This window comes from Pseudomonas sp. SJZ079 (genome assembly GCF_007993865.1).
In the GTDB taxonomy this organism is placed as follows: domain Bacteria; phylum Pseudomonadota; class Gammaproteobacteria; order Pseudomonadales; family Pseudomonadaceae; genus Aquipseudomonas.
Map to the genome: position 1 here is coordinate 58091 of NZ_VIUH01000005.1, position 25775 is coordinate 83865.

General features: G+C 60.6%; 24 protein-coding genes and 1 tRNA gene. 14 read left to right on the forward strand and 11 right to left on the reverse strand.

Annotated features, from left to right (window positions below; genetic code table 11):
- Positions 1-13: 13 nt before the first annotated feature.
- The 8 genes from gyrA (at position 14) to ihfB (ending at position 11527) form a co-directional block, all read left to right on the forward strand.
- Positions 14-2650: a DNA gyrase subunit A gene (gene gyrA, locus FBY03_RS06995; protein WP_147171479.1), complete on the forward strand. Its 2637-nt coding sequence runs from the start codon at positions 14-16 to the stop codon at positions 2648-2650.
- Between the two features lie 107 nt (positions 2651-2757).
- Positions 2758-3843, forward strand: coding sequence for a 3-phosphoserine/phosphohydroxythreonine transaminase (gene serC / locus FBY03_RS07000; RefSeq protein WP_147171480.1), 1086 nt, complete (start codon positions 2758-2760; stop codon positions 3841-3843).
- Positions 3843-4937 carry a prephenate dehydratase gene (pheA, locus tag FBY03_RS07005; protein WP_147171481.1) on the forward strand — a complete coding sequence of 365 codons (1095 nt, stop codon included), beginning with the start codon at positions 3843-3845 and terminating at the stop codon, positions 4935-4937. Before serC ends, pheA begins: the two co-directional genes overlap by 1 nt.
- A gap of 91 nt (positions 4938-5028) precedes the next feature.
- The gene (gene hisC / locus FBY03_RS07010; RefSeq protein WP_147171482.1) at positions 5029-6138 is read left to right on the forward strand and encodes a histidinol-phosphate transaminase; all 1110 of its coding nucleotides are present in this window, start codon (positions 5029-5031) and stop codon (positions 6136-6138) included.
- 47 nt (positions 6139-6185) lie between these two features.
- Complete coding sequence (locus FBY03_RS07015) at positions 6186-8393, forward strand: bifunctional prephenate dehydrogenase/3-phosphoshikimate 1-carboxyvinyltransferase (RefSeq protein WP_256677881.1); 2208 nt, start codon at positions 6186-6188, stop codon at positions 8391-8393.
- Positions 8390-9079: a (d)CMP kinase gene (cmk, locus tag FBY03_RS07020; RefSeq protein ID WP_147171483.1), complete on the forward strand. Its 690-nt coding sequence runs from the start codon at positions 8390-8392 to the stop codon at positions 9077-9079. The genes FBY03_RS07015 and cmk overlap by 4 nt, the downstream gene beginning before the upstream one ends.
- Positions 9080-9226: 147 nt before the next feature.
- Positions 9227-10906, forward strand: a complete 1680-nt coding sequence (gene rpsA, locus FBY03_RS07025) for a 30S ribosomal protein S1 (protein ID WP_147171484.1) — start codon at positions 9227-9229, stop codon at positions 10904-10906.
- Positions 10907-11242: 336 nt separating this feature from the next.
- Complete coding sequence (gene ihfB / locus FBY03_RS07030; RefSeq protein WP_025167342.1) at positions 11243-11527, forward strand: integration host factor subunit beta; 285 nt, start codon at positions 11243-11245, stop codon at positions 11525-11527.
- A gap of 314 nt (positions 11528-11841) precedes the next feature.
- Here the strand turns inward: ihfB and FBY03_RS07035 are convergent, their stop codons facing one another.
- The 5 genes from FBY03_RS07035 to FBY03_RS07055 form a co-directional block, all read right to left on the reverse strand.
- Entirely contained in the window at positions 11842-12762 is a 921-nt protein-coding gene (locus FBY03_RS07035; protein WP_147171485.1) for a c-type cytochrome domain-containing protein, read from the reverse strand.
- Between the two features lie 87 nt (positions 12763-12849).
- Positions 12850-14010, reverse strand: a complete 1161-nt coding sequence (locus FBY03_RS07040; RefSeq protein ID WP_147171486.1) for an EAL domain-containing protein — start codon at positions 14008-14010, stop codon at positions 12850-12852.
- Positions 14011-14087: 77 nt separating this feature from the next.
- Entirely contained in the window at positions 14088-14438 is a 351-nt protein-coding gene (locus FBY03_RS07045) for a hypothetical protein (protein WP_147171487.1), read from the reverse strand.
- Entirely contained in the window at positions 14435-14818 is a 384-nt protein-coding gene (locus tag FBY03_RS07050) for a phage holin family protein (RefSeq protein WP_147171488.1), read from the reverse strand. Before FBY03_RS07050 ends, FBY03_RS07045 begins: the two co-directional genes overlap by 4 nt.
- A gap of 11 nt (positions 14819-14829) precedes the next feature.
- The gene (locus FBY03_RS07055; protein ID WP_147171489.1) at positions 14830-15147 is read right to left on the reverse strand and encodes a YqjD family protein; all 318 of its coding nucleotides are present in this window, start codon (positions 15145-15147) and stop codon (positions 14830-14832) included.
- A 380-nt stretch (positions 15148-15527) separates the two neighbouring features.
- On the opposite strand from FBY03_RS07055, the gene FBY03_RS07060 reads away from it, so the two are divergent.
- The gene (locus FBY03_RS07060) at positions 15528-16736 is read left to right on the forward strand and encodes an ammonium transporter (RefSeq protein WP_147171490.1); all 1209 of its coding nucleotides are present in this window, start codon (positions 15528-15530) and stop codon (positions 16734-16736) included.
- A 63-nt stretch (positions 16737-16799) separates the two neighbouring features.
- On the opposite strand, the gene FBY03_RS07065 is transcribed toward FBY03_RS07060, so the two are convergent.
- Positions 16800-18068 carry an OprD family porin gene (locus FBY03_RS07065; protein WP_147171491.1) on the reverse strand — a complete coding sequence of 423 codons (1269 nt, stop codon included), beginning with the start codon at positions 18066-18068 and terminating at the stop codon, positions 16800-16802.
- Positions 18069-18374: 306 nt separating this feature from the next.
- Between FBY03_RS07065 and FBY03_RS07070 the strand changes: the two genes are divergently transcribed.
- From FBY03_RS07070 to FBY03_RS07080, 3 genes are all read left to right on the forward strand, one after another.
- The gene (locus tag FBY03_RS07070; protein WP_147171492.1) at positions 18375-19529 is read left to right on the forward strand and encodes a DUF5610 domain-containing protein; all 1155 of its coding nucleotides are present in this window, start codon (positions 18375-18377) and stop codon (positions 19527-19529) included.
- Between the two features lie 45 nt (positions 19530-19574).
- The gene (locus FBY03_RS07075; protein WP_147171493.1) at positions 19575-19811 is read left to right on the forward strand and encodes a glutaredoxin family protein; all 237 of its coding nucleotides are present in this window, start codon (positions 19575-19577) and stop codon (positions 19809-19811) included.
- Positions 19812-19918: 107 nt separating this feature from the next.
- Positions 19919-20803, forward strand: coding sequence for a chemotaxis protein CheV (locus tag FBY03_RS07080; protein WP_147171494.1), 885 nt, complete (start codon positions 19919-19921; stop codon positions 20801-20803).
- A gap of 162 nt (positions 20804-20965) precedes the next feature.
- Here the strand turns inward: FBY03_RS07080 and FBY03_RS07085 are convergent, their stop codons facing one another.
- From FBY03_RS07085 to mobA, 4 genes are all read right to left on the reverse strand, one after another.
- Positions 20966-21193, reverse strand: a complete 228-nt coding sequence (locus tag FBY03_RS07085) for a hypothetical protein (RefSeq protein WP_147171495.1) — start codon at positions 21191-21193, stop codon at positions 20966-20968.
- 479 nt (positions 21194-21672) lie between these two features.
- Positions 21673-21749: transfer RNA gene (locus FBY03_RS07090), tRNA-Pro, on the reverse strand.
- Positions 21750-21904: 155 nt separating this feature from the next.
- The gene (locus tag FBY03_RS07095; protein ID WP_147171496.1) at positions 21905-22126 is read right to left on the reverse strand and encodes a YgdI/YgdR family lipoprotein; all 222 of its coding nucleotides are present in this window, start codon (positions 22124-22126) and stop codon (positions 21905-21907) included.
- An 88-nt stretch (positions 22127-22214) separates the two neighbouring features.
- Positions 22215-22799, reverse strand: coding sequence for a molybdenum cofactor guanylyltransferase MobA (mobA, locus tag FBY03_RS07100; RefSeq protein WP_147171497.1), 585 nt, complete (start codon positions 22797-22799; stop codon positions 22215-22217).
- A gap of 68 nt (positions 22800-22867) precedes the next feature.
- Here mobA and moaB point away from each other — a divergent pair, with 68 nt between their 5' ends.
- Complete coding sequence (gene moaB / locus FBY03_RS07105) at positions 22868-23407, forward strand: molybdenum cofactor biosynthesis protein B (protein ID WP_147171498.1); 540 nt, start codon at positions 22868-22870, stop codon at positions 23405-23407.
- On the forward strand, positions 23404-24618 hold the full coding sequence (glp, locus tag FBY03_RS07110) for a gephyrin-like molybdotransferase Glp (RefSeq protein ID WP_147171499.1): 1215 nt from the start codon (positions 23404-23406) through the stop codon (positions 24616-24618). The genes moaB and glp overlap by 4 nt, the downstream gene beginning before the upstream one ends.
- A 37-nt stretch (positions 24619-24655) precedes the next feature.
- On the opposite strand, the gene FBY03_RS07115 is transcribed toward glp, so the two are convergent.
- Positions 24656-25693 (reverse strand): AraC family transcriptional regulator, encoded by a 1038-nt coding sequence (locus tag FBY03_RS07115; RefSeq protein WP_147171500.1) that lies wholly within the window; start codon positions 25691-25693, stop codon positions 24656-24658.
- Between the last annotated feature and the right edge of the window lie 82 nt (positions 25694-25775).

The window sequence follows — 25775 nt, forward strand, 5'->3', positions numbered from 1 at the left end:
AAGCAGGCTACTCATGGGCGAACTGGCCAAAGAAATCCTCCCGGTCAATATCGAAGACGAATTGAAGCAGTCCTACCTCGATTACGCGATGAGCGTAATCGTCGGGCGTGCTTTGCCGGACGCGCGTGATGGCTTGAAGCCCGTGCACCGCCGCGTACTCTTCGCAATGAGCGAGCTGGGCAACGACTGGAACAAGCCGTACAAGAAGTCCGCCCGTGTGGTCGGTGACGTGATCGGTAAGTACCACCCGCATGGTGATACTGCGGTGTACGACACCATCGTGCGCATGGCGCAGCCGTTCTCCCTGCGTTATCTGTTGGTCGATGGCCAGGGCAACTTCGGTTCGGTGGATGGCGACAACGCCGCCGCCATGCGATACACCGAAGTGCGCATGACCAAGCTGGCTCATGAGCTGCTGGCGGACCTGCACAAGGAAACCGTGGACTGGGTGCCGAACTACGACGGCACCGAGATGATTCCCGCAGTCATGCCGACCAAGGTGCCCAACCTGCTGGTCAACGGCTCCAGCGGCATCGCCGTGGGCATGGCCACCAATATTCCGCCGCACAACCTTTCCGAGGTGATCGATGGCTGCCTGGCGCTGATCGACAATCCCGAGTTGAGCGTCGATGAGCTGATGCAGTACATCCCCGGCCCGGACTTCCCGACTGCCGCGATCATCAACGGCCGTGCCGGCATCATCGAGGCCTACCGCACCGGGCGTGGGCGTATCCATATCCGCGCTCGCGCCACGTTCGAAGATATCGACAAGGTCGGCGGCCGTCAGCAGATCGTCGTCACCGAGCTGCCGTACCAGTTGAACAAGGCGCGGTTGATCGAGAAGATCGCCGAGCTGGTGAAAGAGAAGAAGCTCGAGGGTATCACCGAGCTGCGCGACGAGTCGGACAAGGACGGTATGCGTATCGTCATCGAGCTGCGTCGCGGTGAAGTGCCGGAGGTGATCCTCAATAACCTCTACGCACAAACCCAGATGCAGAGCGTGTTCGGCATCAACGTGGTGGCCTTGATCGACGGCCAGCCGAAGATTCTCAACCTCAAGGACATGCTCGAAGCCTTTGTCCTGCATCGCCGCGAAGTAGTAACCCGGCGTACCGTGTTCGAGCTGCGCAAGGCACGTGAGCGTGGGCATATCCTCGAAGGGCAAGCGGTTGCATTGTCCAACATCGATCCGGTGATCGCCGTGATCAAGGCCTCGCCAAGTCCAGCGGAAGCCAAGGCGTCGCTGATCGCCACACCGTGGGAATCCACTGCAGTGGAAGCCATGGTCGAGCGTGCTGGCGCCGATGCCTGCCGTCCGGAGGGTCTCGCGCCGGAATTTGGCCTGCGCGATGGCAAGTACTTCCTCTCGCCTGAGCAGGCCCAGGCCATTCTCGATCTGCGTCTGCACCGTTTGACCGGTCTGGAGCATGAGAAGCTGCTGGGTGAATACCAGGAAATTCTCAATCAGATTGGCGAGCTGATTCGCATCCTCACCAGTGCCGTGCGTCTGATGGAAGTCATTCGCGAGGAGCTGGAAGGCATCAAGGCCGAGTTCGGCGACGTTCGTCGCACCGAGATTCTCGATGCCCGCCTGGACCTGACCCTGGGTGACTTGATCACCGAAGAAGAACGTGTGGTGACCATCTCCCACACTGGTTACGCCAAGTCACAACCCTTGGCCGCCTATCAGGCGCAGCGCCGTGGCGGTAAAGGCAAGTCGGCGACCGGCATCAAGGATGAGGACTACATCGCTCACCTGTTGGTCGCCAATAGCCACACCACGCTGTTGCTGTTCTCCAGCAAGGGCAAGGTGTACTGGATGAAGACCTATGAGATTCCGGAGGCCTCGCGCGCCGCTCGCGGCCGTCCGCTGGTCAATTTGCTGCCGCTGAGCGAAGGTGAGTTCATCACCACCATGCTGCCGGTAGAGGAATACACCGAGGGTCACTTCATCTTTATGGCGACCGCTGGCGGTACCGTGAAGAAAACTCCGCTGGAGCAGTTCAGTCGTCAGCGTAGCGTGGGCCTGATTGCCCTGGAGCTGGATGAAGGTGACACACTGATTTCCGCCTCCATCACCGATGGCAGTCGCGAAGTCATGCTGTTCTCCGATGGCGGCAAGGTCACGCGCTTCAAGGAGACCGACGTGCGTGCCATGGGTCGTACCGCTCGCGGTGTGCGCGGCATGCGTCTGCCGGAAGGTCAGAAGCTGATTTCCATGCTGATTCCGGAGGAGGGCAGCGAGATCCTCACCGCATCCGAGCGTGGTTACGGCAAGCGCACTGCAATCTCCGAGTTCCCGGAATACAAACGCGGCGGCCAGGGCGTGATTGCCATGGTCAGCAACGAGCGCAATGGCAAGCTGGTCGGCGCCGTACAGGTGCTCGATGGCGAGGAAATCATGCTGATTTCCGACCAGGGTACCTTGGTGCGGACCCGTGTTGGCGAGGTCTCCAGCCTGGGTCGCAATACCCAGGGGGTGACCCTGATCAAGCTGGCCAAGGATGAAAAGCTGGTAGGTCTTGAGCGTGTGCAGGAACCGTCCGAAGTCGAGGACGATGAACTGGAAGGCGAAGAGGCTGCTGGCGAAGAGATTGCAGGCGAGGCGCTGGACGACCTGGCGGACGACAGTCCGGTCGACCAGGAGTGACGCGTCTGAGCGGGGCCGGGGCCGCTTCGGCCTCGCTCGCTGCACTGTAGGATTCGACGGGCATGCCGTGAGCCGGTGGTCCGTCCAACATTTGAGCGAGAGTGGATGTGAGCAAGCGAGCCTTTAACTTCTGCGCCGGCCCTGCCGCGCTTCCTGAAGCTGTTCTGCAACGCGCCCAGGCGGAGCTCCTCGACTGGCAGGGCAAAGGCCTGTCGGTGATGGAGATGAGTCACCGCAGCGACGAGTACATGGCAATTGCCAGCAAGGCTGAGCAGGATCTGCGTGACCTGCTCGCCATTCCCTCCGACTATAAGGTGCTGTTCCTGCAGGGCGGTGCCAGTCAGCAGTTCGCCGAGATTCCGCTGAACCTGTTGCCGGAAGACGGCGTCGCCGACTACATCGACACCGGTATCTGGTCGAAGAAAAGCATCGACGAGGCTCGCCGCTACGGCAACATCAACGTCGCCGCCAGCGCTAAACCCTACGACTATTTTGCTATTCCCGGGCAGAACGAGTGGCAGCTGTCGAAAGATGCCGCCTACCTGCACTACGCCAGCAATGAAACCATTGGCGGCCTGGAGTTTGACTGGGTTCCCGAGGTCGGCGACGTGCCGTTGGTGGCGGACATGTCCTCGGACATCCTTTCGCGCCCCCTCGATGTGTCGAAATTCGGTCTGATCTACGCCGGTGCGCAGAAGAACATCGGCCCCAGTGGTCTAGTGGTGGTGATTGTCCGCGAAGACCTGCTCGGACGTGCCCGCAGCGCCTGCCCCACCATGCTCAACTACAAGATCGCCGCCGACAACGGCTCGATGTACAACACCCCGGCGACCTTCTCCTGGTACCTCTCCGGCCTGGTCTTCGAGTGGCTGAAGGAGTTGGGCGGTGTTGAAGTCATGGAGCAGCGTAATCGCGCCAAGAAGGAGCTGCTGTACGGCGCCATCGACAGCAGCGAGCTGTACAGCAACCCAATCGCCAAGAATGCCCGCTCCTGGATGAACGTGCCGTTTCGTTTGGCCGATGAGCGTTTGGACCAGCCGTTCCTCGCGGGCGCCGACGCCCGTGGTCTGCTCAACCTCAAGGGCCATCGCTCGGTTGGCGGTATGCGCGCATCCATCTATAACGCGGTAGGTCTCGACGCGGTGCAGGCCCTGGTGGCCTACATGGCGGAGTTCGAGAAGGAGCACGGCTGATGTCCGAGCAAGAACTGCAGGCCCTGCGTCTGCGCATTGATAATCTCGATGAGAAAATCCTTGAGCTGATCAGTGACCGTGCGCGTTGCGCCGAAGAGGTGGCGCGGGTCAAGATGAAGGCGCTGCCGGAAGGCGAGAAACCGGTGTTCTACCGTCCGGAGCGCGAGGCCGAGGTGCTCAAGCGCATCATGCAGCGCAATCAGGGGCCGCTGGACAACGAGGAAATGGCGCGCTTGTTCCGCGAAATCATGTCCTCATGCCTGGCCCTGGAAAACCCGCTCAAGGTCGCCTACCTCGGTCCGGAGGGCACCTTCTCCCAGGCGGCGGCGATGAAGCACTTCGGCCACGCGGTGATAAGTGTGCCTATGGCGGCGATCGACGAAGTATTCCGCGAGGTGGCTGCCGGTGCAGTCAACTTCGGTGTGGTGCCGGTGGAAAACTCTACCGAGGGCGCGATCAACCATACCCTCGACAGCTTCCTCGAGCACGACATGGTGATCTGTGGTGAGGTCGAATTGCGCATTCACCACCATCTGTTGGTCGGCGAAACCACCAAGACCGACAGGATTACGCGGATTTATTCGCACGCGCAGTCGTTGGCCCAGTGCCGCAAGTGGCTGGATGCGCATTACCCGAATGTCGAGCGGGTCGCGGTGTCGAGCAATGCGGATGCGGCCAAACGGGTGAAGGGTGAGTGGAATTCGGCGGCGATTGCCGGTGATATGGCGGCGAATCTCTATGGTCTGACTAAACTGGCCGAGAAAATCGAAGACCGCCCGGATAACTCCACGCGCTTCTTGATCATCGGCAGCCAGGAAGTGCCACCGACCGGCGACGACAAGACCTCGATCATCGTGTCGATGAGCAACAAGCCCGGCGCCTTGCATGAACTGCTGGTGCCGTTCCATCACAATGGTATCGACCTGACCCGCATCGAAACCCGTCCCTCGCGCAGTGGCAAGTGGACCTACGTATTCTTCATCGACTTCGTTGGGCATCATCGCGATCCGCTGATCAAGGACGTGCTTGAAAAGATTAACCAGGAAGCCGTGGCGCTCAAGGTGCTGGGTTCCTATCCCAAGGCGGTTCTGTAGATTGCCTGCCCGTTAGCCTGGGGTAATCAGGCTGCGGGTGTGAGAGGGCGGGCGCGCCGCGTGAGTGGGACGGATCAACAAGAGGCAAGTAATGAGCTGTGATTTCCTCGGCCTGGCCCAGCCAGGCGTGCAAAAGCTGTCGCCCTATGTACCGGGCAAGCCGGTGGACGAGTTGGCTCGCGAACTGGATCTCGATCCGACGAGCATCGTCAAGCTGGCCAGTAACGAGAACCCGCTGGGGCCGAGTCCCCGGGTGCTGGAGGCGATTAGCGCCGAACTGGCTGAACTGACGCGTTACCCCGACGGTAATGGTTTCGCCCTGAAGCGCCAGTTGGCGGCGCACTGCGGCGTAGCGCTGAATCAGGTCACTCTGGGCAACGGCTCCAATGACATCCTCGAGTTGGTCGCTCGCGCCTACCTGGCGCCGGGCTTGAACGCGGTGTTCAGTGAGCATGCCTTTGCCGTATATCCGATCGCCACTCAGGCGGTCGGTGCGCAGGGTAAGGCGGTGCCGGCCAAAGATTACGGCCATGACCTGGATGGCATGCTCGCGGCCATCGATGAGAACACCCGCGTGCTCTTCGTTGCCAACCCCAACAACCCTACCGGTACCTGGTTTGGCCCGCAGGCGCTGAGCGATTTTCTCGCGCGGGTGCCGGAGCGCGTGCTGGTGGTGCTGGACGAGGCCTACATCGAGTACGCCGAAGGCGACGAGTTGCCGGACGGCCTCGATTACCTGAGTCAATACCCGAATCTGCTGGTCTCGCGCACCTTCTCCAAGGCTTACGGTCTGGCCGCGCTGCGTGTGGGTTATGGGATCAGCTCGGCGGCGGTCGCCGATGTGCTGAATCGCGTGCGTCAGCCGTTCAACGTCAACAGCCTGGCGTTGGCTGCGGCCTGTGCGGCGCTGAGTGATACCGAGTACCTGGCGCACAGTCGCCGGGTCAACGATGCCGGTATGGCGCAACTGCAGGAAGGTTTCCAGGCGATGGGCTTGAGCTGGATTCCATCGAAGGGCAATTTCATCGCCGTCGACCTGGGGCGTGAATCCATGCCGCTTTACCAGGCCCTGCTGCGCGAGGGGGTAATCGTGCGTCCAGTCGCCAATTACGGTATGCCGCATCACCTGCGAGTGTCCATTGGCTTGCCGGAAGAGAATGCCCGCTTCCTCGAGGCGTTGGCCAAGGTGCTCGACGCGTGAGTGAGTTGAAGGCTGCAGCCGTCAATAAGGTGCAATCCAATGCTCCGATAATCGGTCGCCTGGTGGTGGTCGGTCTCGGGCTGATCGGCGGCTCTTTCGCCAAGGGTCTGCGTGAGCGCGGCGTCTGTCGTGAGGTGGTGGGCGTCGATCTCGATCCGCAGTCGCGTCGCCTGGCCGTCGAGCTGGGTGTTGTCGATCGCTGTGAGGAGCATCTGGCTATCGCCTGTCAGGGCGCCGAGGTGATTCAGCTGGCGGTGCCTATCCTGGCGATGGAAAAGCTGCTGGGTGAGCTGGCCAAACTTGATTTGGGTGCGGCCGTGCTGACCGATGTCGGCAGCGCCAAGGGCAATGTGGTGCGTGCCGCTCGTGTGGCCTTTGGCGAGATGCCGGCGCGTTTCGTGCCGGGTCACCCGATTGCCGGGTCCGAACAGAGTGGGGTCGAGGCAGCCAATGTCGAACTGTTCCGCCGGCACAAAGTGATTCTGACGCCGCTGCAGCAAACCGATGCGCAGGCCGTGCAGCTGGTCGATCGTCTCTGGCGTGAGCTGGGGGCGGATGTCGAGCAGATGCAAGTCGAGCATCATGATCATGTGCTCGCCGCGACCAGCCATCTGCCGCATCTATTGGCGTTCGGTCTGGTCGACTCGTTGGCCAAGCGCGGCGAGAATCTGGAAATATTTCGCTATGCAGCCGGGGGCTTTCGCGATTTTACGCGGATTGCCGGCAGCGACCCGGTGATGTGGCACGACATCTTTCTCGCGAATCGCGAGGCGGTGCTGCGCAACCTGGATGTATTTCGCGCCGACCTCGACGCATTGCGTGATGCGGTCGACGCAGGGGACGGGCATCAACTGTTGGGCGTGTTCACCCGCGCCCGCGTGGCTCGCGAGCATTTCAGCAAAATTTTAGCCCGTAGGGCCTATGTGGACGCTATGCACTCGAATGATCTGATTTTCCTGGCTAATCCCGGTGGCACGCTTTCTGGACGAATTCGCGTTCCGGGCGACAAATCCATTTCTCACCGCTCGATCATGCTCGGTTCGCTGGCCGAAGGCACGACCGAGGTCGAGGGCTTTCTCGAGGGCGAAGATGCCCTGGCGACCCTGCAGGCATTCCGCGACATGGGGGTGGTCATCGAAGGCCCGCACCATGGTCGTGTGACCATTCACGGGGTTGGTCTGCATGGCTTGCAGCCGCCACCTGGGCCGATCTACCTGGGTAATTCGGGCACCTCCATGCGCCTGCTCTCTGGCTTGCTGGCGGCGCAATCGTTCGACACCACCCTGACCGGCGACGCTTCGCTGACCAAGCGGCCGATGAATCGTGTGGCCAAGCCGCTGCGTGCCATGGGGGCGTTGATCGAGACGGCCGCCGAGGGGCGTCCGCCGCTGACTATTCGCGGTGGTCGCCGCTTGGGCGGCATGACCTATGAAATGCCGATGGCCAGCGCCCAGGTGAAGTCCAGCCTGTTGCTCGCCGGACTCTATGCGGCCGGTACCACCACGGTGATTGAGCCGGCGCCGACTCGCGATCATACCGAGCGTATGCTGCGCGGCTTTGGTTATCCGGTAGCAGTCGAGGGCAAGGCCGCGACCGTTGAATCCGGGCACAAGCTGACGGCGACGCATATCGAGGTGCCAGCGGATATCTCCTCGGCGGCATTCTTCCTGGTCGCGGCAAGTATTGCCGAAGGCTCGGAGCTGCTGCTTGAGCATGTCGGCGTCAATCCGACCCGCACTGGCGTCATCGACATCCTCAAGTTGATGGGCGGCGATATCAGTCTGGAAAACCAGCGCGAAGTCGGCGGCGAGCCAGTGGCGGACATTCGTGTGCGCTCGGCCAAGCTCAAGGGCATCGATATTCCAGAAGACCTGGTGCCATTGGCGATCGACGAGTTTCCGGTGTTGTTTGTCGCGGCCGCCTGCGCCGAAGGTCGCACCGTGCTGCGCGGCGCCGAAGAGCTGCGGGTCAAGGAGTCGGACCGTATTCAGGTCATGGCCGACGGCTTGCGGGCGCTGGGCGTCAGGGCCGAGCCGACACCCGATGGCATCATCATCGAGGGCAGCAGCATCGGTGGCGGCGAGGTGCACAGCCACGGCGATCACCGTATCGCCATGGCCTTTAGCGTGGCTTCGTTGCGCGCTACAGCGCCGATTCGGATCCATGATTGCGCCAACGTCGCGACCTCCTTCCCGAATTTTCTCGCCTTGGCCGGTCAGGTCGGTATTCGGGTCGGCGAGGAGGCTAAGTCATGACTGTCCAGGCGCCGGTAATCACCATCGATGGGCCGAGCGGGTCGGGCAAAGGCACCGTGGCCGGGCTGCTGGCTCAGCGGTTGGGTTGGTGTCTGCTCGACTCAGGGGCGCTATATCGTCTGCTGGCGTTTGCCGCGCGTAATCATGGCGTCGACCTGACCAACGAAGAGGCAATGAAAGTGCTCGCCGCTCATCTGGATGTGCAATTCGTTGCGGTCGCTGATGGCCAGGGTCAACGAATTATTCTGGAGGGCGAGGAAGTGACTGACGCCATCCGTAATGAGCAGATCGGTGCGGGCGCCTCCCAGGTCGCCGCGCTTCCGGCTGTGCGCGAGGCGTTGTTGCAGCGTCAGCGGGCCTTCCTGGAGATGCCGGGCTTGGTGGCCGATGGTCGGGACATGGGCACCGTGGTGTTTCCAGAGGCGCCGTTAAAAGTGTTCTTGACCGCCAGCGCGGAAGAGCGCGCCCGGCGGCGTTACTTGCAGTTGAAGGCCAAGGGCGATGATGTTAATCTTGCGAGTCTCCTCGACGAGATTCGTGCACGTGATGAGCGCGATATCCAGCGCGCAGTGGCTCCGCTCAAGCCGGCAGCCGATGCGATTCAACTGGATTCCACGGATCTTTCGATCGAGCAGGTGCTGCAACGAATTCTAAGCGAAGTCGCCAACCGCGATCTCGCTGAGTGAGAAGAACCGCAGCGTAAGCTGAGCGGTTCGCAAGGAGGCATGCGGGAGACCAGTCCTAGTCCCGTAGGCCTCTTTTTATATGAACGTACCCACATTGTCTGGAATGTGGTTTGGGCAGATTTCCTGCCCTGAACAACAGGAATCAACATGAGCGAAAGCTTTGCGGAACTCTTTGAAGAAAGCCTAAAAACTCTCAACCTTCAGCCGGGCGCAATCATCACCGGTATCGTTGTCGATATCGACGGTGACTGGGTCACAGTTCACGCCGGTCTGAAGTCCGAGGGCGTCATCCCGCTCGAGCAGTTCTTCAACGAACAAGGCGAGCTGACCATCAAGGTCGGTGACGAAGTTCACGTCGCGCTGGACGCGGTTGAAGATGGCTTCGGTGAAACCAAGCTGTCCCGCGAGAAAGCCAAGCGCGCTGAGTGCTGGATTGTTCTGGAAGCAGCTTTCGCCGCTGAGGAAGTGGTTAAGGGCGTTATCAACGGTAAGGTTAAGGGCGGCTTCACTGTCGACGTTAACGGCATCCGTGCGTTCCTGCCAGGTTCCTTGGTCGATGTGCGTCCGGTGCGTGATACCACTCACCTGGAAGGCAAAGAGCTCGAATTCAAGGTCATCAAGCTGGACCAGAAGCGCAACAACGTTGTCGTTTCCCGTCGCAGCGTACTGGAAGCCGAGAACAGCGCCGAGCGCGAAGCTCTGCTCGAGTCCCTGCAGGAAGGCCAGCAAGTCAAAGGTATCGTCAAGAATCTCACGGATTACGGCGCATTCGTCGATCTGGGCGGCGTCGACGGCCTGTTGCACATCACAGACATGGCTTGGAAGCGTATCAAGCATCCGTCTGAAATCGTCAACGTTGGCGATGAGATCGATGTCAAGATCCTCAAGTACGATCGTGAGCGCAACCGCGTTTCCCTGGGCCTCAAGCAGCTGGGCGAAGATCCGTGGGTTGCCATCAAGGCACGTTACCCGCAGGACACTCGTGTTACTGCGCGCGTAACCAACCTGACCGACTACGGCTGCTTCGCAGAGCTGGAGGAAGGTGTGGAAGGCCTGGTGCACGTATCCGAAATGGATTGGACCAACAAGAACATCCACCCGTCGAAAGTCGTTCAGGTTGGCGACGAAGTGGAAGTCATGGTTCTGGATATCGACGAAGAGCGTCGTCGTATCTCCCTGGGTATCAAGCAGTGCAAAACTAACCCGTGGGAAGATTTCTCGGGTCAGTTCAACAAGGGTGACAAGATCTCCGGCACCATCAAGTCGATCACCGATTTCGGTATCTTCATTGGTCTGGATGGCGGCATCGACGGCCTGGTTCACCTGTCCGACATCTCCTGGAACGAAGTGGGCGAAGAAGCCGTACGTCGTTTCAAGAAGGGCGATGAGCTGGATACCGTTATCCTCTCCGTTGATCCGGAGCGTGAGCGCATCTCCCTGGGCATCAAGCAGCTGGAAGAAGATCCGTTCTCCGACTACGTTGCCATTAACGATAAAGGCGCCATCGTGCGCGGTACCGTTAAAGAAGTTGACGCTAAGGGCGCTGTAATCACCCTGGCTGAAGGCATCGAAGCCACACTGAAAGCCTCCGAAATCAGCCGTGACCGCGTTGAAGACGCGCGTAACGTGTTGAAGGAAGGCGAAGAAGTCGAAGCTAAGATCATCAGCGTCGACCGTAAGAGTCGTGTTATCAGCCTGTCGATCAAATCGAAAGACGTCGCTGACGACAAAGATGCAATCAAGGAACTGCGTAAGCAGGACGTTGAGACTGCCGGTCCGACCACCATTGGTGATCTGATTCGTGCACAAATGGAAAACCAGAACTAAGTTCGGGTAATCCAGAAAAAGGGCGACTTCGGTCGCCCTTTTTTGTGCCTGTAAGAAAGTATCAGACCCTAGGTGTCTTCCGTGCAGCGGCTCGCCCCTGAGCGCGAGGATACCTGGGCTCACAGGGATGGCGAGGTCTCCGTCAAGCAGTCTGCAGCCCTGTCGCTTGGGCATGCCAGGTTGTCCGGGCGTTATCCGCGCTATTTGGAATTTCCCCCTTTACTTTTTGCGGTCTGGCTCCTCTGTAAAGCCTTGCGGGCTGTTCAAGCTCTGCGCAACGTGCTAAAAACTGGAATAGGTCAAATGATCTAGCCGCTTGAAAAAGAAGGGAAAACCATGACCAAGTCGGAGTTGATCGAGAGAATTGTCACCCACCAGGGGCAGCTGTCATCCAAGGATGTCGAGTTGGCTATCAAGACCATGCTGGAACAAATGTCCCAGGCATTGGCCACTGGTGACCGCATTGAAATTCGCGGTTTCGGGAGCTTCTCTCTGCATTACCGCGCGCCACGAGTTGGTCGTAACCCGAAAACGGGTCAGTCGGTATGTTTGGACGGCAAGTTCGTACCTCACTTCAAACCGGGGAAAGAGTTGCGTGACCGGGTGAATGAAGACGAGTAGCCATATCGGGTTTTTAGTTGTTGGGTAGTACCGGGGGCAATGTGCTGCGAGGGTCGAAGTCCGTCGGCCTTATGACTCTGAAGGTCTGCGGCGCCTTTAATGCCACCCCACATTACGTTGGAATCTAGGCTGGTAACCAGCTCCTGCGGTTCTGATTGGCCTGCTGTGAATGAGCGCCGTCGCCTGGCGTCACAAAGAGATTGCTCCGTCTCCTGAGCAGTGGTGCGGTAGCTGTGTGCGGCTTGGGCCGTATCTGAACTCGGTTACCCCGCTATCGACCGCTCGGATGCACCTGGCTGACCTCGTGCGCGCGGTCAGTGGCGTGGCCTGATTCGCTCTATGATCAGAGCGCCGCCACTCGTTAGGCGTCCGCGCACTTGCACGTAATCACCGGTCCGTGGCGAATGCTCAAGACGAGTTGCTGCGTTGACCTTGAGTGGTAGTGAGTCCAGCCGCCAGTTCGCCTCAAGCCTGCCGTGCAGGCGCACCTTGGCCCCCGTTGGCAAGCTGGCCGGCTTGCCCTGCGCATCGCGGGCCCCTTGATTGATCCAGTCGACGATCAGGGCGATTTCCGTGTCGTCGAGAAAAGGTGGGCCGTCATACGGCATGCGTGGTCTTGCCTGGCCGCGGATGCGGCGCACCAGCTCGCTGCTGTCGGCTGATCCGGGCACGACTCGGGCGCGATCCTCATGGCTCAAGGTCGCTGCATAAGACGTCAGCAGGTAGCCTTCAGGCGGTCCACCCATAAGCCCAGAAGGTGAGTGACACTTTACGCAGCGTCGGACGAGAAGCTTTTCAACCTGGGCGTAGTTCACTGCGCTACCTGGGCTGACTGAGGGGCTGCTGTCGACTTCGGCTGAGCGCTCAGCTGAGCCGGGCTTAAGGCCGCCGGTTATCCAGCGTTCGAACAGGGCGATCTCTTCTTCACTGAGAAAAGGCGGACCAGTCATAGGCATGCGCGGTTGGCTGAGGCCTTTCAGGCGGTTTATCAGTTTGCTGCTGGAGGGGGCGCCTGCGCGAACGATGGGCCCATTTTGGCTGCCTTTGAGCAACTGCTCGAGGCTGTCGAGGCTTAGCCCGAGTGGAGGTTGTGGCCCGCTGTGACAAAGCACGCAGCGGGCCTGCAGGATGGGTTTGATTTCCCGATACGTCGGCTCGTCAGTATTGGCTCGTGTGGCGGGGAGTAGAGCCAGCAACAGACAAATCGCCAGGCCGCGGGCGGGATGAGTGGGCATGATGCGCTCAGCCTCAGAGTTGGAGTCGTAGCTCTCTAAGCCTAGTCGGCGTTAAGCCGATTAACGACTGCACACCCTGGTTGGTGGCTACAAGCCGGCAGCATCGATGTCCACCAGTAATAGGCGGCCCTCATCGAGGAACTGCCCTGCGGTCAGGCAGTACTGGTTGGTGCTGGCGTCACGATAGGTGCTGGAGAGGATCAGGCGGTGGTCCTCCCAGTCTTCTGAGAGCAGCTGGTAGAAGTAGGGTCGCCATGACCAGTTATGACCAAGGTAGCGCGAGTCCGCACGCCAGGTCCGTTCGTGCCGTTCTAAGTTAGGTGTGAGTTGAGTACCGTGACGGTCGCATTGATAGACCCGCAGCAGCCAGGGATATGCATCCGGCTGGGGTAGGTTGTTGCTTGTTACTCCGTTTTCGACCCCGTTCTTCAGCCTGTCCATCAATTCGCCGACCTGTTGACGCAAAGTTTTCAAGCGCACACGCCCGGCAAGCTTGTGCTGCACATATCGGTCGCGAAGCTGGGCGTAGCGGCTGACAAAGGCGTTGCCGTGGAAAAAATTCAATTCGGGTTTAGCGAACAGGTAGCCCTGCACATAGCGCGCACCACACTCCAGAGCGAAGTCCAGTTCGGCTTCGGTTTCCACGCCTTCGGCGATAATCCAGCAGCCGGTTTTCTCGGCCATTTGCGCCAGAGCCTTGACCACTTCACAGGAGGGGCCGCCACGTGCGGCTTCCTGAAACAGGCGCATATCCAATTTGAGTATGTCTGGCTGTAATGCCAGCACACGGTCGAGTTGCGAGTAACCTGCGCCAAAGTCATCGATGGCGATGCGCACCCCGGCTTCCCTATAGCGCGCGACTACGCCAGGCAATCGTTGGCTGGCACCGCCCAGTTCGGTGATTTCAAAAACGATTCGTGCCGGGTCGATGCCACTGCGTTCCAGTTGTTTAAGGCTCGGTAGTGGCTGCTCGGGGCGTAGTCGGCCGATCCAGCGCGGTGAGATATTCAAGCTCATAAACCAGTCTGCTGGCGCTGTATGAAAGCGCTTGAGCGCCTGCTCGCGAACTTGGCGGTCGAGTCGACGCAGGGCGGCGGGGGGTGTTTTCGGGTCACTGAACAGTGGCCCCGCTGAATGCAGCTGACCTTCGGCATCGCGTAGACGGGCGAGTGCCTCAACCCCGGCAATCTTACCGGTGGCTGTGTCGATGAAGGGTTGGAAGACGGCGAGAGGTTGACCGTCGAGCACCGGGCACATCCTTAGCTATAGGCAGTAGAACGCCGCACGGTGCGGCGAATGATTCAGCTAAGCAAGTTTGCAGCCAGCTAGTCACTGCGGGGTTGTGGCGTTGTTGTTTGGTCAGCCGGGTGCCGTGGTGGGCGTCGGCGGAGCAACGGAAAGGCGATCAGAGCGATACGAAACCAGCGCCGCCAGTTATTGCGGCGCACGCCGAAAGTGGCCAGCAATAAGGCGCCGCCTGCGACCCATAGTGGTGCGTTGCTTTTGCCCAGCTCCGTACGCCAATGACTGCTGAAGTATTGTGCCTGCCGTAGTGGTTGCATCAATACCATGGTTTCGTGGCGCAGCTCCTGGCGATGCATCTCCAGGCGCAGGCGCAGCATGGCTTTGCGCAGCTCGCTGCGTGAAGCCTTGGCGGGCAGTTCTGGTAGATTCATGGCAGCAGTTGCTCGCGGTCGTGCGCCAATTCTTCAAGACTGGCACTGAATGGGGTGGGGGCGCTACGTAGGCGCAGCAGCAGGTACCCCAACGAAAGCAGAAAGCCGAGGCCATAGAAGGCGCACAGCGCGGTAATTACAGCCACTCGATGGCTGTCCCAAAAGCCGATCAGCAATGCGGCAGACAGGCCAATCAGTAGCAGCAAGCCAAACATTAAGCTCAGGCTGGACAGTACGAACAGACGCAGGGCATTGCTTTGCTGCTCTTTCAGCTCTTCGCCGAACAATGCGACATGACCATGCAGTAGGCCCATGAAGGCGGCGGCAAAGCGCCGCGGTGAAGGGCCGCGACTAGGCTCGGCAGGGGGCGTGGCGTCCATGTCGTCTCTCATCAGCGCCGCGTGATCAGCATGCCAAGCAGCAAGCCGATGCCGGCGGCAATGCCAATTGTTTGCCAGGGGTGCGTCTGCACATAACCTTCGGTTGCCTGAACCGCCGCCTTGCCACGCTCGCGCAGGGAGTCTTCGGCATTGTGCAGAGTAGAGCGGGCACGGCCAAGGCTGGCGCGGATCTGTTCGCGAAGCTCTTCGGCTTGCTCACCAGCCAGGCTGGCTGAGTGTTGCAGCAGCTTTTCGGTGTCGTGAACCAGGGCTTGGAACTCGTTAAGCAACTCATCTTGGCTGGTTGGGTTGGTGCTGTTGCGGGCCATGGGTCTCTCCTTTGACATCTGAGTGTAAGGGGTTCGAGTGCAGTAAGGGGCGTGGGTTCCTCCCCATGATGCGCCTAGGGTGCCTGGCACTGTTGTCCCAGTTGCTGGTACAACCCTTGCATTATGCTGGTGCGCACTTCCAGTTCGGTGCTCTTTTATGGGGCTATGAAGGGGGTGGCCAGGACGCCACGGTGCATCAATAAGTCATTAATAAACCTGGATTAAGTGCCTAGTACGCAATTTTGGTTGGCATCATTTTGGGGCCGGCGGAGATTGTTTGAAGTGGTGTAGGTCGGCGAGTGTGCTGCTATATGGTGCGCTTCGGTCTGTGAGTGATCCGCTTTGGTGCTTTTTCCCCGACGACGGAGTTTTCTTCGCTGATGGAAAACATCAACAGTGCCGTGGAAAGCCTGATTCATGGCTCCAACACCCTGTTTATCCTGCTGGGCGCCGTTATGGTGCTGGCTATGCACGCCGGTTTTGCCTTCCTCGAGGTGGGCACGGTGCGGCAGAAGAACCAAGTCAATGCCTTGTCGAAGATCATTTCGGACTTCGCCGTGTCTGCGCTGGCTTATTTCTTTATAGGTTACTGGGTCGCTTACGGCGTGACTTTTCTCGAGCCGGCGAGCGTGCTGACTGAAGAGAATGGCTATGCGCTGGTGAAGTTCTTCTTCTTGCTGACGTTCGCTGCAGCGATCCCGGCAATCATCTCTGGCGGCATCGCCGAGCGTGCCAAGTTTGGCCCGCAGCTCTGTGCCACGGTGTTGATCGTGGCCTTCATCTATCCGTTCTTCGAAGGCATGATCTGGAACGGCAACTATGGCGTGCAGGACTGGCTGAAGGCCAGCTATGGTGCCAGCTTCCATGACTTCGCCGGTTCGGTGGTGGTGCATGCGATGGGCGGCTGGCTGGCCTTCGGCGCGGTGATCCTGTTGGGCCGCCGCGATGGGCGTTACCGCGACGGTCGTCTGGTGGCTTTTGCGCCGTCGAACATTCCGTTCCTGGCGCTCGGTTCCTGGATCCTGATCATTGGCTGGTTCGGCTTCAACGTGATGAGTGCGCAGACCCTGGGCAGTGTCAGTGGCCTGGTGGCAGTGAATACCTTGATGGCGATGGTCGGTGGCACGGTTGCGGCCTTGCTGGTCGGCCGTAACGACCCGGGCTTTTTGCACAACGGCCCGCTGGCCGGCTTGGTGGCGGTGTGCGCGGGCTCCGATCTGATGCATCCGGTCGGCGCCTTGGTGACTGGCGCGATCGCAGGTGCATTGTTCGTCTGGGCGTTCACCGCGACCCAGGTTAAATGGAAAATCGACGACGTCCTCGGCGTATGGCCGTTGCATGGGTTGTGTGGTGTGTGGGGTGGGATTGCCTGCGGCATCTTCGGTCAGGAGGCCTTGGGCGGCCTGGGCGGTGTCAGCCTGACCAGCCAGCTGATTGGTACCGGCCTGGGTGTAGTGATAGCGCTGGCTGGTGGCTTCGTGGTTTACGGTGTTCTGAAAATGCTGATTGGCATTCGCCTGAGCCAGGAGGAGGAATACTACGGGGCCGACCTCTCGGTGCATAAGATTGGAGCTGTCAGTCAGGACTGATTGCCTGCAAACATAAGAAAGCCCGGCATGCTGTCCGGGCTTTTTTGTGGCTGTCGGCAGCTATCAGAACAGCGGCAGGCTGTAGCTGATGATCAGGCGGTTCTCGTCGAGGTCGTTGCCGACGTTCGAGCGCACGGTAGCGTTACGCAGGCGAATGCCGAGGTTCTTCAGCGCGCCGTCCTGGAACACGTACATCAGCTCACTGTTGCGCTCCCACTCCTTGCCTTCGCCAGCTGCGTTCAGCCGGTCGATGTTGTCGCCGTTGAGGTAGCGGGTCATGAAGGTCAGGCCGGGAATGCCCAGACCGGCGAAGTTGTAGTCGTAGCGCAGCTGGTAGGACTTTTCGTCCTTGTTGGCGAAATCGCCGATCTGCACGTAGTTGACCAGGAACGGGTCGGTGCCGTTGATGTAGGCGTAGCCGGTGTCGCCGCTCATCTTCTGGTAACCCAGGCCGAAGCTGTGGAAGCCCAGGCCATAGGTGAACATGGCGCCGAAGGCCTTGTTGTCGACGTTGCTTGCGCCGTCATCGGTGGAGCGGGCGTAACGCAGGTCGGTCTTCAGGCTCTGCTTGTCGGCGATCGGCAGCACGTGCACCAGGTTGACTATGTGCTGTTTGTACAGCTGCTCCAGCTCGCCGTAGTGGTAAGCGCCGGTCAGGCTGTCGGTCAGCTTGTAGCTGAGGCCGGCGAAGTTGAAGTCGTCGCCCTGATTGCCCTTGCCGGTGAACTTGAAGTTGCGCTTGGCGCCGGAGTTCAGGCTGAGGTCCTGGAAGTCGGTGGAGTCGCGCTGGTTGAGCTCACGCAGTTGGCCGGCATCGAGGGTCAGGCCGTCGATCTCCTGGCTGTTCAGATGAGCGCCGAGAAAGGTCTGCGGCAGCAGGCGCGAATCGTTGGCAGCCACTGTGGGCAGCTTGGGCATCAGCCCGCCGATCTTGGCCACGGTCTTGGAGGCCTTGACCTTGAGCGTGGCGGTGGCTTCCGAGTACTCGCCCGGGCCTTCGTCGCCGAAGCTGTTGGGCAGCAGGTTGGTGCCGGCGCGCTCGTCGGAGGAGTCGAGCTTCAGGCCCAGACCGGCATAGGCGTCCAGGCCGAAACCGACGGTGCCCTCGGTGAAGCCGGATTCGGCCTTGAAGATAAAGCCCTGGGCCCATTCTTCACGCTTGGACTGCTGCGCCGCAGTGGTGTCGCGCAGGTCGCGGTTGAAGTAGAAGTTGCGCAGATCCAGGCTGGCCTTGCTGTCCTTGATGAACTCGGCATGGGCGAGGGAGGGGAGAGTAAGGCTGGCACCCAGCGTGGCAAACGCCACTGCGCGGGCGAGGGGATGCTTGCTCATTATTATTGTGTCCTCATTGATAGGCGGGTCGGCGATTAGTGGCCATTACGGCGCTGTGAAATAAAGCATGAGGACAATTGACTGACCTTTAGACTTTAGTCGGCAGGCGTTTTATATCAGCGACTTAGAGGCGATAGCCGAGGCCGGCTGAACTGCCTATGCAGGCAGGACTAATTCTGCTGGCAGGGCCGAAACTATTCTGCCTGCGCAGAATTGCGGCCTTTGGTCGGTTGCTGCTGCCCGCCGGCTAAAGATATGCGAGTGGCGGCCGTCAACCGCTTAGATACCTTGCCTCGGAACTTGATCATGAGCCCTCTGGCTGCTTTGCCCTCTTTCGTTTCGCGTCCGCCATCTTTTAACGGCTCAGCCACGGCTGGTCGTGCGGCCGACGCGCAAAACACCCTGGTTAATCGTCTTGCCGAGCGCCTTGGCTTGGAGCCGGGGGCGTTGAGTGGTCAGCGGGATGATTTCACCCCGGAAAAAGTTGCCGGTCGGGTGCTTGGTTTCATTGAGCAGCGCCTGCACAGCGAAGCGGCTGCGGGTGCCGATCCGGCGAAGCTGCAAGGCTTGCTGAATCAGGCTCGCGAAGGGGTGGAAAAGGGGTTTGCCGACGCGCGTAAAGTTCTCGATGGCATGGGCGTATTGCAGGGCAAGGTGGCGACGGATATCGACGACACCTACCAGCGTATCCAAGCTGGTTTGGGCAACCTGAGCGAGCGCTTCGGCCCTGTCGTGCGGCCAGATTCAGGCAGCTCGGCGGCCGTTGTACATCGCGAGCGCTTTGCTGCTCAGGCGCAAAGCTTCGACCTGAGCGTAACTACGCGCAATGGTGATCGCTTGCGCATCTCCATCGCTCAGGGCTCGGCCAGCTGGTCGCAGAGCCGCGTGGCGGCGGCTAGCAATGCGAGCGGCACCGCGTTAGTTGCCAGCAGCCAATCCTCTAGTCTGCAAATCGGCACCTGGCAGGTCAGTGTCGAAGGCGAGCTGGACGAAGAGGAGCGCGCGGCGCTAGGGGCGCTGTTCGGACAGGTGCAGGCGTTGTCCAGCAAGTTCTACTCGGGCGACTTGGCCGGTGCCTTCGATCGCGCCATGGCACTTGAGATGGACGGCGAGCAGTTGGCGTCGATGTCCTTACACCTGACCCAGACCCGTGTACGCCAAGCCTCCGATGCCTATAGCGCGGTGGCCGATGAGGGGGGGCAGGTGGCCAGTGCAGCCAATGGCTCGTTGATTGACTATGCCCGAGGCCTGCTGGATGCGCTGCGCAGTGCCGATCAAGTCATGGAGCATGGTCAGGACAGCTTGCAGGCGCTGCTCAAAGGTGGTTTTGCCCTGGATGAGCGCTTCGACGCGGCGCGCCTGGAGAAGGCCGAGCAACTCAATGGCCGCTTGCTCGTTGGCCTACAGAGTCTGCTCGACCCCGTATTGCGGGAGGATAATGCGCCGACTGCTGCCGCCTGAGGCAAGTGCTAGACTTAACGCTTCGTTGTGTGTGGAGGCGTGGGGATGCTCCCTGAATGCCAACTATTCGGCACCCTTGGCTGCCACCTGTGCGAAGTAGCCGAGGCGCTGCTGATGCCTTTCGTCGAGCACGGCTTACTGGTTGAGCTGGTCGACATCGCCGACCAAGAAGAGTGGGTCGAGCATTATGGTTTGCGTATTCCGGTGCTGCGTCGTTGCGACACCGGTGCCGAACTGAATTGGCCGTTCGACGCCGAGCAAGTCGTGACATTTTTGCGCTGAGCAGAGAGCGCTGCGGTCTATCGATGATAGGTTGCTTGCCGGATGGGCAAAGTCCCGCTGTTAGGTTCTTACTGAAGTTGTATGGCTAGCTAGGAAGGGGAGTTGCCTTGAGTATGGTGCTGGGGGATGCGTTATCGCTGCTGTTATTTCGTCTGCACAGCGGCAGATTACTGGGTATTAATCTGTTGAAGGTCAATGAAATCATTCCGTGTCCTACATTGACCAAATTGCCCAGTCGCCACCCTCACGTGCGCGGCGTGGCCACTCTGCGCGGTGCCGCCTTGACGGTGATCGACCTGGCCCGGGCAATTGGCGAGGTGGGTCGCAATGATAGCCAGGATGGCTGCCTGATCGTCACCGAGCTCAGTCGTTCACGTCAGGGGTTGCACGTGCAAAGCGTGGAACGCATCGTCCAGTGTTCGACTCGCGATGTGCGTCCGCCACCGGCGGGTGCGGGGTCTAAAGCGTTCATTACCGGGGTTACCCAGATCGATGGCGTGATTGTGCAGATTCTCGATATCGAGAAGGTACTGCACGAAATCGCCCCGGTAGTCCCCGAAGAGGTCGATGAACAATTGCTCACCAGCGCCGAGCGTGGGCTGTTGAGCGGGCGCCGTGTGCTGGTGGTGGACGACTCGCATGTGGCCCTGCAGCTGACACTGGCGGCGCTACGTAAATTCGATCTGGATTGTCAGGCAGTGAGAAGCGCTGCCAGCGCGCTGGAGATGCTGGAGTCGCAAGCCGAGGCTGGCCAGCCAATCGAGGTGTTGGTCTCGGACATCGAGATGCCGGAAATGGATGGCTACAACCTGGTCCGGGCTATTCGTCAGAGCGCCCGTATCGGGCAAACCTATGTGTTGCTGCACACGTCGCTGGACAGCACCATGAATACCGAAAAAGCCCGCGCGGTTGGCGCCAACGACATGCTCACCAAGTTCTCCACGGTGGACTTGAGCAAGGCCATGCTGCGTGCTTTTCAGAGTTTGGCTTAAGCGCGTATCCGTTCAGGCAGGTGTACGCAAGCACCACAGAGAAGCCCGCGCGATCAGGCTGGATGAAAACTCCAGCTCAGTTGCGGTCGGTGTGCGAAGTTATTTGCTGGCCCTGTAGTGTTTTTTGGCCGTTTCAAATGCGCTCAAGCGCCAGGGCTTCGCTCAGCGGTGGTGACGCCTGCTGTCCTCGCGATCAGGTCGGCGGCGGTCGTCGCGTTCGTGGTTTCGATACTCATATCTGTGTTGTCTGTGTGTTTGAATCCTTGCGGATTGATGACGATCGCCGTCTCTGTAATAGCCGCCGGCCCGGCCGTTGTATTCGTGATAAGCACAGCCGGTCATCAGCAGGAGCACCGTGGCCAGGGCGAGTATTGAAATGCGAGTATGCATATCTGCCTCCAAATGTTTGGGATTATTTATCCCTGCATTCATGAGACATCGGCTTTGTGTAAGAGGCGGTCAGTAGGGTGTAAAGGTCGGGTAAAGAAGGGGGGCATGAAAGCCCCGTGAGCGCTCAATGCTGGCGTTTGAAATCGGCTTACTTGGCCAGGTCGGACCGTATGTGGTTCAGCACCGGGCCTCGGATTAGCTGTGCCGGGGCGGCTGGGGGAGCTTCTGTAGCGGTGACCGGGAGATCATTAGGTCTTTGCAGTGCGAGGCTGGGAAGGCTGGTGTCGGCTTGTGAGCTGCGCTTGGTTTCGCGGGATATGCCTAGGGTTCGCGTTTTCAGCCTGCGTTCAAGCGGGCATATACGTTGGGAATTTCTAGGGAGAGACAAGTAGGTACCGCCAGACACAAAAAAGCCCGCGCGAGACGGGCTTTTTTGTGTGTCTCATTAACTGCGGTGAGCAATCGATGAAACTGGGATTTGGTCGGAGAGACAGGATTCGAACCTGCGACCTTCTCGTCCCGAACGAGACGCGCTACCGAGCTGCGCTACACTCCGAACAGGTTCAGATTGTACTGAAAAAGTTTTGCTGTACAAGGGGTTAGGCTTAAATTTTTCGAGCGGCGGGCGTTCCTTTGAGGGCGCTCTTTGTGCGGCGGCTGCACTCAGCCGTAGCGCCTCGGGCGAGCCTGGCGTCTGAGTGCAGGTGCGGCTTACAGCTCTTTGACGGTTTGCACCTGATCCTTGTTGACCTTGGCGCGCTTGCCATCGAGTTGTTCGAATTCGTAGAAGCCCGTCTCTTCGTCGTACTCCGGCTGATCGAGGGTCTGGAGTTCACGGCCATCATTCAGGGTGATCACCGATGGCGATGCGCAACCTGCCAGTGTGGCCAGGCCCAGAGTGAGTAGGAGTGCGGGCAGAGTCCGTTGAGTCATGGGTTGTCTCCTTGGTTGATCGAGAATGTCTACTCAGCCTCAGACGGGAATTACCCGTTCAGGTTCCCTCATGTTGGCCTATCCGTGGCTACTCGTCACTCTGTGCCAGTAACTCCGGAGTGTTCAGGTTGGCCAGGCGTGGGTCGTTGGCTGGACAGTCGACCGTCCTGGGATCGAGGCTGCGCAACCAGCGCTGGGGGCTGCGTTCGCCAGCTTGCCAGGCATTCTCCAGTGCGGCGCAGAGGGATTTGGGGATCAGGCTGAACAGCGGCTCACAGAACTCACCTTGGCGCACCACGACCGGTTGCGCACCGGCTTTCGCGAGCAGGCTTGCCAGCAGCGACCTGTCGAGCAGCGGCGCATCGCAGGGCAGCACCAGCAGGTAGTCGTGGCGAGCTGCGTGCAGGCCCGCGCGAATGCCGGCCAGCGGGCCTTGGAAGTCGGCGTCGTCGTCCTGCACCAGGCGGTCGGCGAATGGTGCGTAGCGTTCGGCATTGCGGTTGCAGGAGATGATCAGGTCGTCGCTGAGGGGGCGCACCAGGTCATGCAAGTGGGCAATCAGCGGGCGGCCATGCCAGTCGACCAGCCCCTTGTCGCGACCGCCCATGCGCTGTCCGCGGCCGCCGGCCAACAGCAGTACGGAGCAGGGCGGTAGAACAGTCGCAGCGGGCATGACGAAGCCTCCAAGGGTGGGCCTGTGATATAACATCGGGCATTCTTTTGGACAACTGGAAGCCTGCCATGAACCACAAGGCCGAGGCGCAATTCGTGCCGTTGAATATCGCCGTTCTGACCGTCAGTGATACCCGTACCCTGGAAACCGATACCTCTGGCCAGCTGTTCGTCGACCGCCTGCAAGGCGCGGGACACAGCCTGGCTGCCCGCGTGCTGCTGAAGGACGACCTGTACAAGATTCGCGCCCAGGTCGCCGGCTGGATCGCCGACGACAGCGTGCAGGTGGTGTTGATCACCGGCGGCACCGGTTTCACCGCTCGCGACAGCACGCCGGAAGCCGTGGCTTGCCTGCTGGACAAGCAGGTCGATGGCTTCGGCGAGCTGTTCCGGCAGATTTCCGTGGCCGATATCGGCACCTCGACGGTTCAGTCGCGCGCCCTGGCCGGGTTGGCCAACGGCACCCTGGTGTGTTGCCTGCCGGGTTCGACCAACGCCTGCCGCACCGCCTGGGACGGTATCCTCAACGAGCAGCTGGATGCCCGGCACCGCCCCTGCAATTTCGTCCCTCATCTAACGCAGGCGGCCGCCTGCGAGAGCCGCGGATGAGCGGTATCGATTACACCGGCTTGATGCCGCTCGAGACGGCTTTGGCGCATCTGCTGGCTCTGGCCGAATCGGCGCCCATCGACGAGACCGAGCGGGTCGCCCTGGCCGATGCCGATGGCCGCGTGCTGGCCGAGCCCTTGATTGCCACGCTCGACCTGCCGCCCTGGGCCAACAGCGCCATGGACGGTTATGCCCTGTGCCTGGCGGACTGGAGTGGCGAGCCGCTGGCAGTCAGTCAGCGTATTCTCGCCGGCAGTGCACCCGAGGCATTGCAGCCGGGCACTTGCGCGCGAATTTTCACCGGTGCGCCGCTGCCAGCGGGCGCCGATACGGTGGAAATGCAGGAAAACGTCGAGGTTGGCGAGGATGGCCGAGTGCGCTTCAGCGAGCCCTTGCGGCTCGGCCAAAACGTGCGCCCGCAGGGCCAGGAAACCCGAGTCGGCGATAGCGTGTTGCCGGCGGGCACGCGCCTGGGGCCGATCGAAATGGGCCTGGCGGCTTCGCTCGGCGCGGCCGAGCTGCGGGTGCGCCGGCGTCCTCGGGTGGCGGTGCTGTCCACCGGCGACGAGCTGATCGAACCGGGTCAGCCGCTGGGGCCGGGACAGATCTACAACAGCAACCGCAGCCTGTTGATCGCCTGGCTGCGGCGTCTCGGTTGCGCGGTGGTGGATGGCGGCATCCTCGCCGATGATCTCGAACTGACCCGCGCGGCCTTGGCCGCGCTGAGCGATGTCGACCTGATTCTCTCCACCGGCGGCGTGTCGGTCGGCGAGGCGGACTTTCTCGGCGAGGCGCTGCGCGAAGAGGGTGAGCTGACCTTCTGGAAGCTGGCGATCAAGCCGGGCAAGCCACTGACCTGCGGGCATTTTCGCGGTGTACCGGTGATCGGCCTGCCAGGTAATCCGGCGTCGAGCCTGGTGACCTTCGGTCTGCTGGCGCGGCCCTACCTGTTGCGCCGGCTCGGCGTACAGCGGGTCGAACCACTGGGCTTTCAAGTGCCAGCCGGCTTCGCCTGGAGCAAACCGGGCAAGCGTCGTGAATATCTGCGCGCGCGTCTGGAAGGTGGCCGTGTGGTGCCCTATCCGAACCAGAGTTCGGGGGTGCTACGCAGTGCGGCCTGGGCCGAAGGGCTTGCCGAACTGCTGGAAGGGCAAACGCTGGAGGAGGGCGACAGCCTGCGCTTTATTCCGCTGAGCGAGATTCTCGGCTAGCGCCGCGCAGGGTGGGGTGGCGCAGGCTCAGCCGAGCCTACGGATTGAGCGGCGCGGCCTGGCGCCGACTGTCGCGGAACTCGCCCGGAGTCTGGCCGGTCCAGGCCTTGAAACCGCGGTGGAAGGAGCGCGACTCGGTGAAGCCGAGGTAGCTGGCGATGTCCTGAATCGCCAGGTCGCTGCGCAGCAGATAGTGTTCGGCGAGCTCCTGGCGCAGTTCGTCGAGTATCTGCTGGTAGCTGGTGCCGGTCTGTTGCAGATGCCGCTGCAGGGTGCGCACCGTCATGTTGAATTTCTCCGCCACGCGTTCCTTGCGCGGCAGGCCATCCTTGAGCAGCAGACGCAGGGCGTTCTTCACCCGCCGCGGCAGCGGTTCGTCGTCGTCCAGCCCGGCCATCAGCGTCAGGGCGTGTTCTTCCAGGGTGCGCAGCAGATTGGCATCGGCCTGGCGCAGCGCCACGCCGAGATACTCCTGTGGCACGATCAGCGCGTTGCAGGGCTGCTCGAAGCGGATCGGGCAGCCAAACACCGCTTCATATTCAGTCACGTCCACTCCGCTCGGTTGCGCATGCTCGAACCACACTTCGCGAGGCGAGCGGTCCATGTCGGCGATCCAGCGCGCATAGAGCAGCCAGGAGGCCAGCACGTTCTCGACCATGTGCCGGCGGATTTCCGCGGCTTGATGGCGGCAGGTCCAGATCAAGTGCACCTGATCGGCCCGCGCCTCGATCCGGCTCACCCCCATGTCGCCTACCAGCTTTTCGTAGGGCACGATGCGACTCATGGCTGCGCCCAGGGTGGCGCAGTTCATGGTGATATAGCCGAGCACGCTCCAGGAGCCCGGCTGCACGAAACGGGCGCTATGCAGGCCGAACAGCGGGTCGCCGGAGACCCGCAGCAAATGCTCGAGCAAGCGTTCGTGGGTCTCGCTGGGAATGCGTTTGCCGTTGTCGCTGAGGTCCTCGCTCTGGATGCCTGCGGCCGCCAGTGCCTGTTCGACATCCAGGCCGAGGTGTTCGGCGTGGCGCAGGTACTTGAGCAGGGCGGGAACTGAGGTATAGCCGAGGTTATCCATGGCGGGTTCTTATTCTGAGTGGCTTGATTGGCGATAAGGCCTGTCCCGTTTCGACAGTGACGCCCGCAGGGGGCTGGCTAGT